Genomic DNA, 13,888 nt, shown 5'->3' on the forward strand with positions numbered 1-13,888 from the left:
TGACTTTCTGCTGTACCTAATCTTAAGAGATCATCACTTGAATGTCCAGTTCGCCGATGCCGTCCATCAGCAGTGGGATGCAAAGCGCCTTGCGGGGCCCAATCCCTGCCGCGTGCTCCATCTTAAGGACCTGCGGAGGCGTAATGTCCACAACAATTCCCTGATTGGACAAAATGGTGCTGGCATTCCCGCTGATCATGTTGCCGAGCTCGGAGATCGCGCTTTGTCCCATCTCATCCATTTCCGTCAGGACGAATCCGCCCATCATCGCCGAAACGATGCGCAGCGCCACGGCCTCTTGCAAACCGAACACCACCATGCCGCTGAAATGGCCCGTCATTCCGATTTGAATCCATATATGATCCTGCACAGGAATTACTTCTTTAACCCCCATACTCCCGGTGGAAGGCGAAACTTGAACAACCTGTTGAATAACCGAACGTGCGGATTCAAGAAAAGGATTTATGACTTCTGCTTTCAAAAGGATGCGCCCCTTTTCACTAGAAGAATAACTTTACGATTCAATAGACCCGGCATTTAGTTAAAACTTATTATACTTTATTCCTAGGCACAAGTCATTAAAAATCGAATGACGGGGACAAAAGTACTTCTAAAGGATGATCTTGTCGAATGAAGCCGAATGGCGTGTCATTGATTTAGCCAACGAAATTCCCCTATAATGAATTAATCATGGAGGAAGGCGCCGCATCCGGCGCATTTCCCAAGGAACGGGAAAGAAAGGAGGCCTTCTGGTGAATATTAGTCAGTTGGAGACGCTGATTACGATCTCCAAAACAAAAAGCTTCCGAAAGGCTGGTGAATTGCTCAACCTGACCCAGCCCGCAGTCTCGGCTCAAATCAAAAGCCTGGAGGATGAGTTTAATACCGTATTGGTTGACCGCAACCAACCGGTTACCCTGACGGACCGGGGGCAAGTTTTCCTTGAGCAGGCGGAACGCATTCTGGACATCGTTGAAGAACTCAAGCAGAAGCTGTCCGATATGGAGCATACCCCGCAAGGACATATCGTGTTAGGGACAACCACGTCGATCGCAATTCAAATTCTGCCGCGGATCTTATCGTATTTCCAAGACCAGTTTCCGCTGATCAAAACCACCATTCAATCCATGCCCTCCAGCCAGATCTATCAGAACGTGGAGCAGGGTCTTGTCGACATCGGCATCGGGTATTTGATCGAAAACAACCCGCAAGTTCTCTCGTCGGTGCTGTATTATGATACTTTCGAATTCGTCGTCTCGCCGCTGCACCCCTTGGCGAGCAACCCATCTCCCACTCTGGAATCGCTGCGCGGCATCCCTATGATCATGCTGTCTCCCGATACGGTCGGACGCCGGTTTATCGACGAGGTCTTCCGGCAACACGACATCGAACCGCACATCGTGATGGAACTGTCCAGCAGTGAAGAAGTCAAACGGATGGTGGAGATCAATCTGGGCGCGGCGATCATTTCACGGCAATCGATATTACGCGAGTTGAAACAAGGCACGCTAAAGGTTGTGCCGATCCCTGAGCTTGAAGTCACTCACCCGGTGGGCGTCATTTACAAATCCAGCCGATACATCAACTCGGCGATGCAGCAGTTTCTGGGTGACCTGAAGGGCATGCCGGAAACCCATTTTATCAGTTCTGAATAAACCAGGATACGCACGTGCAGATAAGCACAACACCTCAACGCCAACAGAAAGGAGCCGTCTCCCATGAAGTTTGACCTTCACACCCATCATTTCCGCTGCGGCCATGCGGACGGGAACATCCGGGATTACATCGAAGCCGGCCTGGCTGCCGGATTATCGGTAATCGGGATCAGCGATCATACGCCATACTTCGGCCATGATGAGGACCAGCCTTTTCCCCGGATCGCCATGGGCAAACAAGCTTTTGCCGGATATGTTGAGGAAGTGCTGAAGTTAAAGCAGGAATACGCTGGCCGAATCGATGTTCTACTGGGGATTGAATCGGATTTCTTCCCGGAACATTTGGGCGCTTATCGGAATATGCTGAACCAGTATCCTTTTGATTACATTATCGGATCGGTTCACAGCGTTGGAGAGGTCAGCATCTTCAACAAAAATCGTTGGAAGGGCCTGAGCCAAGAGGAAAAAGTGGCCAGCAAAGAGGCCTATTACGATTTGATCCGCCAATCGGCGCGCAGCGGGATGTTTCAAATTTTGGGACACATCGACGCGATGAAGGGCAACTACCCGGCATTTACGGACATTCCCGCCGCACAAGCGATTGACGATACTTTAAAAACGATCGCAGAGCACGGGGTGGCCATCGAAATCAACACCTCCGGGAAAACCAAGCTGAGCGGCGGATGGTATCCTGATGATTCCATTCTCGAGCGGGCCCTTCATTTCGGCGTTTCCGTCACCTTTGGCTCCGACGCCCACACGCCGTCACGGGTCGGGGATGAGTGGGAGGAAGTCGCCCAACGCTTGAAGGAAATCGGATTTCAGGAATGGGTCTATTTCAAAAATAAACAGAAAGTCACCGTTCCTCTGTAGACAAAAAAAGAGAACCCGATCACGTCCTTCGGGTTCTAAGAGAGATATATATTCAAAAGGGGGTCATGTAATAAGTGTACCCCCTTTCTATTAGGGTTTGATCACAGCTATATTTCATTTGTGTAACAAAAACGATCACTTATGTTTCAAAGGACTTCCCTTCGATGATATATCGTTTGAGCGCCAATCTTCGGCCTCTTCGCCCCGCCGGGGAGAGCCTTCCGGCTTCCCGCAGACCGCATTTCCGAAGGACGCGCTCCGATGCCGGATTGTCCGGGCTGCAGCGTGCTTCGACGCAGCCGAGCCCAAGTGTCTCAAAAGCGAAATCCAGCACACTCGCTGCCGCTTCCGTTGCATAGCCCTGGTTCCAATGCGCCGGGGAGATCAGATAGCCGAGTCGCGCAGTTTGTCCCTCAACGTCCCAATGCTGCAGCGAGCATAAACCAATCCAATCTCCTTCCGCTTTACGAATCACAGCAAAGTGAAGATCCCGCAATACACGGTAGGATTCCTCGAAATAGCGGTATAGCCGGCCGGGAAATAGCAGCTTGCCCGGATTGAGTTCGGTAAAGGCGCGCACCGCCGGATCGGACATGCAGCGAAACATCGCCTCCGCATCCTCCGGAAGCAGCCGCCGCAGCACCAGCCGCTCACTTTCCAGGACTGGAAACTGCCGCCGCAGCTGCTCTTTCATTTCCGTCATGTCCCATCCCCCCCGGATCTCGCTTCTAAAATCCTGTCACACCTTATCCCCTTGCATCTGTTCCGAGGCGCGATAAATTCTTGCCACCCCGTAATGCACCACATAACAGAAGAAGGTAATCAAAAAGATCCATTTGCAAAACCCCACCATATGCGCCACGTTCGCGGCATCGGTAAAATAATCCGCCGTTTCTCGGAGCACATATCCCGGATGCCTGAGCAAGTCCCAGCTGTTCCAGCGGATAAAGCGGCCGAGATAAATGCCGAAGCTGCTAAGCAGCAGCACGAGAACAGCAAACGCCCAGCCTGCCAAGCCGCCTCCCGCTCGCCGCACCAGGTGATGCACCGATGCCAGGGATACCGTCGCCAGCGCCAATCCCAGCAACGCAGCAAACAACAACGTAAAGAGGTGATCCCAGAACGAAAGCTCTTCCCAGAACCGGATGCCCGCCGCAATCGGGTAACGGTTAAACGGGTGAAGCAAATCGGTGATGAGATACGCGGCATTTGGATAGAAAAACAGCCATAACAGCCCAACCGGAACGCTTAATGCAACCTTGGCCGTCCGCGATGGGATCAAGTGGATCATGTCGAGCAGAACCGCCAGCCCGAGCGGAATCCAAGCCAAAAACACGTTCCAGATCAGGAACAAATAAGGCGGCCGTCCGCCATCCGGCAACCGCGTGCCGATTACATATTTCATCCCGATCACCGTGAAAATGAATAAAACAACATATAAAATCCATTTCTCCGGATACCCCAGCATCCTCCAGCGTTGCAAACCCATCCCTCCCGTCTGCCTTTGACCTATATACGTTTGGAGCCGGCGGATCGTTACCGTGGCAGCGTTCCTCCTCTGCTCCGGGCTGGGGCGGATGATTTTGAGGCTGGAACTTGTTATTGCGGCGTGGTATATAACGGTATAGACAATCTTCATTTAAAAATAAGGAGTTTTCATCATGCAGCCGTTTACCGCACGAACGATTGAAATCATCTCCTCCATCCCGCCAGGCAAGGTGATGACCTACGGCCAGATCGCTGCCGCAGCAGGAAGTCCCCGCGCCGCCAGGCAGGTCGTCCGCATCCTGCATAGCATGAGCGGTAAATACGGATTGCCGTGGCACCGGGTTGTAAACGGGAAGGGGCAAATCGCATTGCAAGAAGAAGCCGCCTTCCAAGAGCAGACATGGAACCTGGAAGCGGAAGGCGTCGAAGTGCTGCCAGGCGGACGGATTGATCTGGATCGTTACCAGCACCAGTACCGCCCGGACAGTCCCAAGGATCAGAGCCCGTAAGGCTTAAGGATATCGCTGATATCCTGATTTAACTGCTTCGTATTCGGCCCTTGCGCAGGGTCGTTAGTGAGTTTATATTTCTGCTTCAGCTTCAACACGTTATACACCCGTTCATCCAGCGTTTCCGCTGAAATGGTGCCGGAGCTGACGGCATCGCGCAGCGCCTGGATCACCTGCTTCTCCTTCTCTTCGTCATGGCCCACCAGCACGATGTTCCCGCCGGCCTGAATGAACTGCACGGCCGCGTCACGGATATCGTAATGCTCCACGATGGCGCCCATCGTCATATCATCAGAAATGATCGTCCCCTCGTATCCCAGCTCCTCCCGCAGCAAGTCATGAATGACCGCCTTAGAGAAGGAAGCCGGATGCTCGGGGTCCAGCTTCGGCATCAACAGGTGAGCGATCATGACGACGTCGGCCCCCTCTTGAATCGCCTGCTTAAAGGGCACCAGCTCCAGCTTCCGCAGCCGGTCCAAATCATGCTCCACAACCGGCAGCCCCAGATGCGAATCCACCGAAGTATCGCCATGTCCCGGAAAATGCTTAACGACCGGAATTACGCCTTGCTCCCGGATTCCCTTCATCACGGCAATGCCCATGCGGCTAACGATTTCCGGCTTCGTGCCAAATGCCCGATCCCCAATCACCGGATTATCCGGATTGCTGTTGACGTCAAGCACCGGGGCGAAGTCCAGATTCAGTCCGAAGCCGGCCAGCTCTTGCCCGATGATTCCGCCAATTTGCCCGGCCAATTCCTCGCTGACGGTATTGCCGATTTTGCGAGCGGCAGGCAGCTTCGTGAGTTCCCCAGGCATGCGGCTGACCCGCCCGCCTTCTTCGTCAACGCTCAGAAACAGCGGTACCGCCTTGTTCTGGTTGGCGGTCTTCAAGCCGTTAAATAAGGTAAGCGCCTGCTTGGTGTCCTGGATGTTGTCTTTATAGAAAATAAAGCCCCCAACGTGATACTCCTCGATGAGCTGGCGAGTCACGTCGTTTGGCTCAGTTCCATCCATGCCCACCAGAACAAGCTGGCCGATTTTCTCCTCGGTGCTGAGCTCATCCAGCAGTTTGGCGGCAGGATCGGCCGGTTTCTCCGAGGTTTCCGGCGCTTCGGGGGTTGAAGGGGACGTCTCTCCTTGGTTCGTTTCCGTCCCGTTGGAGGTGGAACCTCCGTTTCCTTCTCCAACAGAAGACGAAGGATTGCGTGCTGCCCCCGAACATCCCCCGACTACGAGGATCACGAGCAGCAGCAAGCAAGTGATCATCCAGAGGCTTCTGCTCCGATGCGATGTGTTGATTCTGTCCATTCTATCGCCTCCGTCTCTTTTTTGAATGCCTATATTTCACAGGGTTCGCCCCTGCTTCCATTTCTTCTCCGCAATAACCGGTACAAAGTTCTCCATCCGCGACAGCAGCTCGCCCGGTTCCTCGGCTAGATTGATCAAGGCTTCATGCCCAGGATGGACAAAGCCGGCCCGGATGCAGGAATTCACCAATTCCATCAGCGGCTCGAAATAGCCCTGCACATTAAGAACGCCAACCGGCTTCTGGTGGATGCCGATTTGCAGCCAGCATAACACCTCAAACAGCTCCTCCAACGTGCCAAATCCACCGGGAAGAGCGATGAACCCGTCTGCCAGCTCGCTCATCTTTGCTTTCCGGGCATGCATACCCTCGACTTCGATAAACTGCGTCAACCCCGGATGCGCCATTTCTCCGTGAATCAAACCGGAAGGCATGATGCCAATCGCTTCGCCGCCGGCCTCCAATATCGCATTCGCTACGGCGCCCATCAGCCCGTGCCTAGAGCCTCCATAAATTAAGCGGTATCCCCGCTGTGCCATGACTTTTCCCAGCTGTTCCGCCTTGACGCGGTATTGCTCGTCTTCACCAAATCGCGAGCCGGCAAATACGCAAATCGATTTCATCCTCTTCCCTCCTGCAAAATAAATAGACAACACGTGTTCAAGCGAAATCTAACCGTGCGCCGGCCAGATCCCAACGATGGCTGAACTTCTTCAGCCGCGGATGCAGATGGCTCGGCTCGGCCGCAAGCAGAAGCCGGATCTTGACGATCCACTCCTCAAAGGAGGAGAAGGAAGCAAACTGGTTTGCCAGCTCCGGTGTCAGATACAGGAAGTGGGGGGCCGGATAAGCCTCCGTTAGATGACGAAGGGCTGTGTCGAAGGGCGTATACTTTTTCCGCTTGCCTTCCCAGCCTTCCACAAGGAGCGCCGGCCCTGCTCCCTTCTGCTCCCGTCTCCACGCATGCAACCGGTCCTCCCTTCGATAGAAAGGACTCACCGGTTCTTTCGACATCCGTCTCATCGTTTCTTCATGGAGCGGATAAAGGACCAGCTTCGCAAACTTGCGGGTCTCCGCCTCTTCCGCGGCCCGCAGCAGCTCTTCGTCCGAAATCAACTCAAAGGAATCGTAGAAGATTAACGTCCCTTTCCGGCTCGGGGCCGGAGGCTCATAACCAAAGGGCACCTGAATATTCTGTCTCAAGACGTTTCCTCCTCGGTCGTAATTTGGGAGATATGGATAGGTTACCCTTTTTTTTATCAAAAGCTAACGAAGTCCCCGGTCAATAAAATTTGGTGACACCGGCACCCGCCCCAACTCCCGTGACCACACTGACAGCTGACCGATATGATGAATCTCGTGGGCAATCACATGACGGAGGATTTCGCCTTGCGTAAACTCTCTTCCCCATGAATCGGTCACAAGTATTCCGTCCATCTCGGGGGTCCAAGTCTGAAGAAACGCCTCGACTTCCGTATGAAAGGAATCCGACAGCTTCTTCACCAATTCTAAAGACATAAACGATTTGAAGTCCTCCTGAAAATCCGGTTTCCCTTCGATGGTGCGGATCCAGCTCCATTCAACATCAACGATATGAAATAAGGTCTGTAAAATACTCCCCACACCGCCGACCCGCTTGCGCAGCAGCTCTTCTTCAGGGACATTCTCACACCAGTGAAACCATTCGTCCCGGACTTGCCAATTATATTGAAACCACTTTAACATCAACCTAACTCCTTTCCCTGGTAAAGGTACCTTAGACGTAACTCCACTCTTCTCAGCAGTAACCTGATTTTACCATAAGTATCTGGCTCAATTCAGCACGCGGAATGTAAAAGGCCCCCGGACCTCATGTCGCGGGAGCCTTTGGGGTATTGGGCTCATGAGTATTACTGGTCACTGTCGTTAGCATCCGGCGCGGTAGCCGCATAAGCTTCAGCCGCCGCCAGCAAGTAATACGCCAGCCCGGTTTGTTGTCCTTCTGACCATATTTTTTCATAAAATCCAGATGTCTTTCGATGAGCTGTTGAACTTTCTCATCATTGTGGGCAATCCCGGAGCGTAATGCCTCCTCAAAGGGGAGAGTCAACACTCTATCCTGGGGCTTACTGCGAGGCAATCGGCTGATCGGTATGACCTTGGAGCTTCACCAATCTCATCAGGATAGAAGCGGCTTCGGCTTTGGTGACTTGGCGCTGCGGGTTGAATTTGCCGTTCTGGCCTTGCAGCAATCCGAGTCGAACCGCTATGGTGACCTCGCCGGGGCGAGTGATTTGCTTGGCATCGCTGAACTGGTTGATGAATGCGTCTTTGCCGAAGAAATTCGCCGCCAAGCGATCGTATTTGACCATCGAGGTAAGCAAGACGGCCAGCTGCTCTCGGGTCAGCTTCTGATCCAGTTGTAACGGCTCGGCCGGATCGATCCACCCCAAATCGGCAGCGTACTTCACCGCCTGGGAATACTTGTCGTCCATCGAGACCTCTGCGGACGCGGCAGACGGGGATGCCAGCACGTAGCTTGTATAATAAGGATTCGCCGCCTTCACGGCATAGGTCAGCCAGTCCCCCACCGTGATCGTCTCATTGGGATTCAGGTTCCCTTGCTCATCCGTTTCTAGAATGCGGTATTGAACCAGGGTCTTCAAATCTGCCTCTGCCCAGTGGCCCTTCACATCTTTGGGCTCGATGTCACCCCGCGTTGGTTCCATGCGGATGCCCTCATACGTCGTCACCCACTTGCCCGTCACGGCATTCAGCACTTGAAAAGACGTTCCTGGATCCTTGAATTGCGGTGAGTAAACGAGGTATACCTTTGGATCCACGTAGGTATTATCAATCATATACCCGCCGATCTGGTTATACTGCAATTCTAATTTAAAGTTGTCCAGGTACGATTGGAGTGCTTGCTCCGCTGTTACGGTTGCTGTTTGGCTGTCCGGCAGATCCTCCGGAATTTGCTCGTGGTTCACAGAATAGAAGAACAACCGACCATACGCATCGACCGTAATAAAAACCCCTCCACCGAGCACCGGAAGGTCATTAACGTAACGGGTCAATTCGAAGCGGAATTGCTCTCCATTCGAGAGGCGACTCCAAGATTCCCCGCGTTCAATCAGTTTTAGGTTCCGGCTCGCTTGCGGATATAACTGGTTCACCCATTCCAAGGCGCGCTGCTTCGCTTGCTCATAATTCAGTTTCGCTGCTCCAGGCGGAGGCGCCAACGGTTCACGCGGCTCGCCATAATTAAACGCTTCAATCTGGAACCCGAGAATTTGTCCGCTCAAGGCATCGACCGTGGCGTACGTCTGGGCCGGGAAATACATCGGTCCCGTCAGGTTCTGGCGCTCCTCTTCCCATCTTAAGCTCCATGTCTTCCTCTCCGGATTCCTGTAATCGCTGCTCATACTCGGATATATAAGCTTCCGGCCTTCTGGAATAAAAACCGTTTGTTCCACCAACTTCGCGGCTTCATCAGATGTTAATTCCACTTTAGAAGTGCGCGGCTCAAATATCTTGGTCCCGGCTGGAACATCGCTAATTGTAACCGTGGTGGAGGTCAGCTCTGTACCTTCACTGTTAATCTTGCGTCCCGTCTGGGCGTTAATGGCCAGGGAAGCATCCGAAACCGGCTGCCAAGCCAGGATCCAATCGGAAATGGCACCGTTCTTCCGTACCGGGACATACCCCAGTTCAACCTGGAACTCGTCTCGGAACTTCTTCTCCGCTTCCGCTTTAGAAACCGTCGGAACGGAGGACGGATATTCCAACCTCTCCTCAGAACGGCTAAAAAAGACGACTTCTCCATCGCCGGTTACCGTGATATGAATGGATTCAAAACCGGAGGGCAGCCCATTCTTCAGAACATCGAAAGAAAAATCATACTGTACCGGACCAAATAAAGCCTGCGAATCCAAGTAAAAAAGAGAATCACTTTCTTTCACCTCATCGGCTGATAACGATGGAGCAGCTTTGGCGAGAAAGGCATTCGCTTGTTCCGAAGCCTGCTCTCTCGTTAATTTCGGAGGATAATAGACCTTATTGCCTTGTCGCGGAAAGGTAATATAGGTGCTCATCAAATCCCCGGTGATGGCATCCACCCTGCTTGAAAAGCTGTGACTCCCATTGCCAACTTCAACTTGCCAATGAATGGTCCAGACATCCTGATAGCTTGGTGCAGGGTACACATTAATAATCCCGTATTCGACCTGGTTCACTGTCGCCTCTTTCAAAATCGGAAACAATTCCCGAACCTTAGCGATAGCCTGCTCCTTCGTAATTTTGGCACGAGACGAATCGGCAACTGCCTCCCCTTGCTTGGACGGATCGGTTCCCAAGTTCCCGGTGTTTACGATCGTCGTCGTTGTTGACGTAGAGGCTGTGGCCTCCTCTGCCAGCGCCGCCCGCTGCGGCAAGGCCACTGAAAGCGCCACCAAACCAAGAAATGCCAATTTGACAGGCGGCTTTTGCCGTGCTGCTTTGCTGATTTGATTCAATTGTTGCTTCAACCGTTTCACCTTCCCACATTTACCCATATTTTCTTTTCCATTGTAAATGCAATTGGCTGAATTTACCATCCCTAAAACGGTTTAGCAAAATAACAGCCCGCAGAACCTCTGCGAGCTGTTAAGAAGTCAATCGGAGTTAAACCAACTTCGGTAAGAGTCGTTGAACTTCCATGACGGCTTCGTCAACCGTGTTGGCCCGAATCACCGTAAATTCCGCTCCCTCGTATTGCCCTTCTGTATGGGCATACCGAGGATCATAGTAGTAAGTTAGAAGAAGCTCAACCGCGCGGTCATAGCGGCCTGCAAGCAGGCTTTGTTCGATTTCCGCAGCGATGGGCGTATGGATTCTGGATTTGATTTTTCGGAACGCTAGCAGACAGCCCTCCGGATTGTTCCAAGGCTCGTAATCCTCCAAAATGATCTGCACCCGTACGTCCGTTGGCAGATCGATCCGGATATGCCGCCCCTGCTCTTTCTTCTCCATGAGGAATTCAGGGACAACCACCTTGCCGATTCGTTTGCTTTCCGCCTCCATCAACACGTAAGGCGCTTCCCGATAACGCAGGAGATCATCCAACAGCAGCGAGTCGAACATCTTCTGGTTATGCGCCTGCAGCCCAATTTGCCCAAACACCGAGCCCCGATGACCCGCCATCTTCTCCAGATCGATAACGGGATACCCTTGTTCCTGAAGCTTGCGAAGCAGCAAGGTTTTGCCGCTTCCCGTATTCCCGTGGATCACGGTGAGTTCAGGAGCAAACTCCATCTGCTCGAGCGTGCTGACAACCCATTGGCGATAAGCGCGATATCCGCCGGCCAGCCGGTACGTATGGATATCCATCAGACTGAGCAGCGTCGCCGTCGTTCGGCTTCGCATCCCACCACGCCAGCAGAACACCGCTTTACGCCCCGGGATTTCCGCAAACTTCCGGACAAAGTCGGGCAGCTTGGCTGAAACGATCTCAAGCCCGCGTTGTTTGGCGGCGTCTACGCTCACCTGCTTATATAAAGTTCCAATTTCCGCCCGCTCCTGATCATCAAACAGCGGGATATTCAAACTGCCTGGAATCGTGGACTCGGCGAACTCGGAGGGCGATCTAACGTCAATCATGGTGATCGCTTTGCCGCTTTCTCGCTGCTCCGCCCATTCCTGCAAGCCTATATCCTGAAACATATCCAATGCTGCAAACCCCTTCCTAGGCTTCGACCACAATATGGCCCGCGTTCTCTGCGGTGACCTCACCGATCAGGCTCGCTTCAACGCCGGCTTTCTGCAGTTCATCCAACAGCTGCTCGCTTTGATCCGGATTCACAGAAATCAGCAAGCCTCCCGATGTCACCGCATCGCACAGGATGTATCGGCCGATCTGATCCAGCGAGTCCGGGAACGTAATGTTCGCTTCCACATGCGCGAAATTGTTCTTCGTTCCGCCAGGGACAAATCCTTGCTCCGCTAATTCCCGCACGCGTGGAAGCACCGGCACGCGGCTCTGGAAGATGGTGATGCCGGTTCCGCTGCCCTTGGCCATCTCCAGGGTATGTCCCATCAATCCAAAGCCGGTCACGTCCGTGCATGCGTGTACATCATACGGCTCCATGACTTCAGCGGCCGTTTTGTTTAAGGTCGACATGACTTCGGTGACCCGCTTCGTCTCTTCTGCGCTGAGCTGATCCTTCTTGATCGAGGTGGTCATGATGCCAACGCCGATCGGCTTCGTTAAGATCAGCTTGTCCCCCGGCTTGGCGCCAGCATTGGTTCTGACCTTATCCGGGTGAACCAACCCGGTCACAGCCAAGCCAAATTTCGGCTCTTTGTCGTCGATGGAGTGGCCGCCCACCAGCGTCGCTCCAGCTTCTTGCACCTTGTCTCCTGCGCCGCGCAGGATGTCGGCCAGAATGCTTTTATCCAAAGTGGAAATCGGAAAAGCTACAATGTTCAGCACGGTGAGCGGCTTGCCGCCCATCGCGTAAATATCGCTGAGCGCATTTGCGGCGGCGATTTGGCCAAACGCGTACGGATCGTCAACGATTGGTGTAAAGAAATCGACCGTTTGCACCAGCGCGAGGTCATCGCTTAACCGATATACCCCGGCATCATCACTTGTATCAAGCCCCACCAGCAGATCTGGATTCGGCACCGTTGGCGGGAGGCTTCGAATCACTTGCATGAGGTCTGCCGGGCCGATTTTGCAGCCGCAGCCTCCTTTGCTGGACAAGGATGTTAATTTTATAGGTTCAACAGTAGACATGACGGATCACAATCCTTCCCTACGTATCGATATAGGATTTTCTAGCTTATGCTTATTTAAGCGTACTCCGTTGAATTACAAATGGCAACCGTCCCGCTTCTCGCTTACCAGCAGATTCAATGTAGTTCACTTGCCATCGTATGGTATACTATATTTCGTGTCTTAGTTCAAATTTTGAATCATATGTGAAGGGAAATGAAGTCTATGGTTTCATCATCAAGCGGCAACTATCCGCAACAGCAACCACGCGGTTTGGATAAACGCAAAACGGCGATATTTGTCGTTCTGTTTCTCATCATAGCCATCGCTGGCCTAAGTTATGTCAAGTGGTGGCCTTATTATGGAAAAGCGTTCAAAGCCGCCACCGAGCATTCGATTGGCTCTTCGATCCTTGGATCAGATGCTTCCGGACCCATTTCATGGAGTGCCGCGCTCGATTATGCAGCCGCCTATTTCAAATCGGTCTGGAAGGCCGCCGTCCTCGGGATTTTACTAGGATCGCTTGTCCAGGTGCTCCTGCCGGCTCAATGGTTATATAAAGTGCTTGGGAGCAGCCGGTTTAAGAGCACGTTTCTGGGCGGTATCGTCTCCTTGCCGGGGATGATGTGCACCTGCTGTGCCGCCCCTATCGCCGCCGGCCTGCGGAAACGTAATGTATCCGTCGGCGCCAGCCTGGCCTTCTGGCTGGGTAATCCGGTACTGAATCCGGCGACATTGATCTTCATGACCTTTGTCTTGTCCTGGAGATTTACTTTGCTCCGCCTCGTGTTTGGCATCGTGCTGACGTTTGGGGTAAGTTACCTCGCCAACCGTCTGGCGAAAGGCCAGCAGGTTCCCGCGCCAGCGGAGCTGGAAAAGGCGGAAGCGGCAGCCGAACAGAAGAACGAGGGACCGTTCGCTCTTCGCTGGCTGAAGAGCCTCGGGATGATGATCCTGAACGTTGTACCGGCGTATCTGTTGTCCGTCTTGCTGCTGGGAGCCTTCCAAGGCGTCTTGTTCCCCGTTGAGTTGGGCAGCGGCATTCTAGCCATCCTGTTGTTTGCCCTCGTCGGCACGTTGTTCGTCATTCCGACGGCTGCGGAAATTCCGATTATTCAATCGTTCACCGCGCTTGGGCTTGGCGCAGGCCCAGCTGCAGCCCTGCTCATCACGCTGCCGGCTGTCAGCCTGCCGTCTCTGCTGATGGTGTCGCGTTCGTTCCCGCGCAAGGTGTTGGGATTCTTGTTCGCCTCAGTGGTCATCCTTGGCATCGTTGCCGGGATTGTGGGCGCTTGGGTGCTGTAACAAATTAAAAAGGAGCC

The 13,888-nt window shown here is 53.2% G+C and carries 14 protein-coding genes; 4 read left to right on the top strand and 10 right to left on the bottom strand.

Annotation, left to right across the window (positions count from 1 at the left end):
- Window positions 1–22: 22 nt before the first annotated feature.
- The gene (locus U9M73_RS12755) at window positions 23–481 is read right to left on the bottom strand and encodes a chemotaxis protein CheX (protein WP_323077551.1); all 459 of its coding nucleotides are present in this window, start codon (window positions 479–481) and stop codon (window positions 23–25) included.
- Between the two features lie 271 nt (window positions 482–752).
- On the opposite strand from U9M73_RS12755, the gene U9M73_RS12760 reads away from it, so the two are divergent.
- Window positions 753–1,655 (top strand): LysR family transcriptional regulator, encoded by a 903-nt coding sequence (locus U9M73_RS12760; RefSeq protein ID WP_323077553.1) that lies wholly within the window; start codon window positions 753–755, stop codon window positions 1,653–1,655.
- A 63-nt stretch (window positions 1,656–1,718) separates the two neighbouring features.
- The gene (locus tag U9M73_RS12765) at window positions 1,719–2,528 is read left to right on the top strand and encodes a histidinol-phosphatase (RefSeq protein WP_009225073.1); all 810 of its coding nucleotides are present in this window, start codon (window positions 1,719–1,721) and stop codon (window positions 2,526–2,528) included.
- Window positions 2,529–2,667: 139 nt separating this feature from the next.
- Here U9M73_RS12765 and U9M73_RS12770 read toward each other — a convergent pair whose 3' ends face one another.
- A complete protein-coding gene (locus U9M73_RS12770) occupies window positions 2,668–3,231 on the bottom strand; it encodes a GNAT family N-acetyltransferase (RefSeq protein WP_009225072.1) in 564 nt (187 codons plus the stop codon).
- A gap of 36 nt (window positions 3,232–3,267) precedes the next feature.
- Window positions 3,268–4,011 (bottom strand): DUF1361 domain-containing protein, encoded by a 744-nt coding sequence (locus tag U9M73_RS12775; RefSeq protein WP_323077555.1) that lies wholly within the window; start codon window positions 4,009–4,011, stop codon window positions 3,268–3,270.
- Between the two features lie 178 nt (window positions 4,012–4,189).
- Here U9M73_RS12775 and U9M73_RS12780 point away from each other — a divergent pair, with 178 nt between their 5' ends.
- A complete protein-coding gene (locus tag U9M73_RS12780) occupies window positions 4,190–4,525 on the top strand; it encodes an MGMT family protein (protein ID WP_009225070.1) in 336 nt (111 codons plus the stop codon).
- On the opposite strand, the gene nagZ is transcribed toward U9M73_RS12780, so the two are convergent.
- From nagZ to selD, 7 genes are all read right to left on the bottom strand, one after another.
- Entirely contained in the window at window positions 4,513–5,835 is a 1,323-nt protein-coding gene (gene nagZ / locus U9M73_RS12785; RefSeq protein ID WP_323077557.1) for a beta-N-acetylhexosaminidase, read from the bottom strand. The genes U9M73_RS12780 and nagZ overlap by 13 nt on opposite strands.
- Window positions 5,836–5,871: 36 nt before the next feature.
- Window positions 5,872–6,456 (bottom strand): LOG family protein, encoded by a 585-nt coding sequence (locus tag U9M73_RS12790; protein ID WP_260070363.1) that lies wholly within the window; start codon window positions 6,454–6,456, stop codon window positions 5,872–5,874.
- A 37-nt stretch (window positions 6,457–6,493) separates the two neighbouring features.
- On the bottom strand, window positions 6,494–7,036 hold the full coding sequence (locus U9M73_RS12795) for a hypothetical protein (RefSeq protein ID WP_009225067.1): 543 nt from the start codon (window positions 7,034–7,036) through the stop codon (window positions 6,494–6,496).
- Window positions 7,037–7,099: 63 nt separating this feature from the next.
- Window positions 7,100–7,558, bottom strand: a complete 459-nt coding sequence (locus U9M73_RS12800) for a DinB family protein (RefSeq protein WP_036645134.1) — start codon at window positions 7,556–7,558, stop codon at window positions 7,100–7,102.
- Between the two features lie 380 nt (window positions 7,559–7,938).
- Window positions 7,939–10,338, bottom strand: coding sequence for an S-layer homology domain-containing protein (locus tag U9M73_RS12805; RefSeq protein ID WP_323077562.1), 2,400 nt, complete (start codon window positions 10,336–10,338; stop codon window positions 7,939–7,941).
- A 136-nt stretch (window positions 10,339–10,474) separates the two neighbouring features.
- The gene (gene mnmH, locus U9M73_RS12810) at window positions 10,475–11,512 is read right to left on the bottom strand and encodes a tRNA 2-selenouridine(34) synthase MnmH (protein ID WP_260070366.1); all 1,038 of its coding nucleotides are present in this window, start codon (window positions 11,510–11,512) and stop codon (window positions 10,475–10,477) included.
- 22 nt (window positions 11,513–11,534) lie between these two features.
- Window positions 11,535–12,587 carry a selenide, water dikinase SelD gene (gene selD, locus U9M73_RS12815; RefSeq protein WP_260070367.1) on the bottom strand — a complete coding sequence of 351 codons (1,053 nt, stop codon included), beginning with the start codon at window positions 12,585–12,587 and terminating at the stop codon, window positions 11,535–11,537.
- Between the two features lie 204 nt (window positions 12,588–12,791).
- Here selD and U9M73_RS12820 point away from each other — a divergent pair, with 204 nt between their 5' ends.
- Window positions 12,792–13,871 carry a permease gene (locus tag U9M73_RS12820; RefSeq protein WP_323077564.1) on the top strand — a complete coding sequence of 360 codons (1,080 nt, stop codon included), beginning with the start codon at window positions 12,792–12,794 and terminating at the stop codon, window positions 13,869–13,871.
- The last annotated feature ends 17 nt before the right edge of the window (window positions 13,872–13,888 follow it).

The sequence above is a fragment of the Paenibacillus phoenicis genome (assembly GCF_034718895.1).
Lineage (GTDB): Bacteria > Bacillota > Bacilli > Paenibacillales > Paenibacillaceae > Fontibacillus > Fontibacillus phoenicis.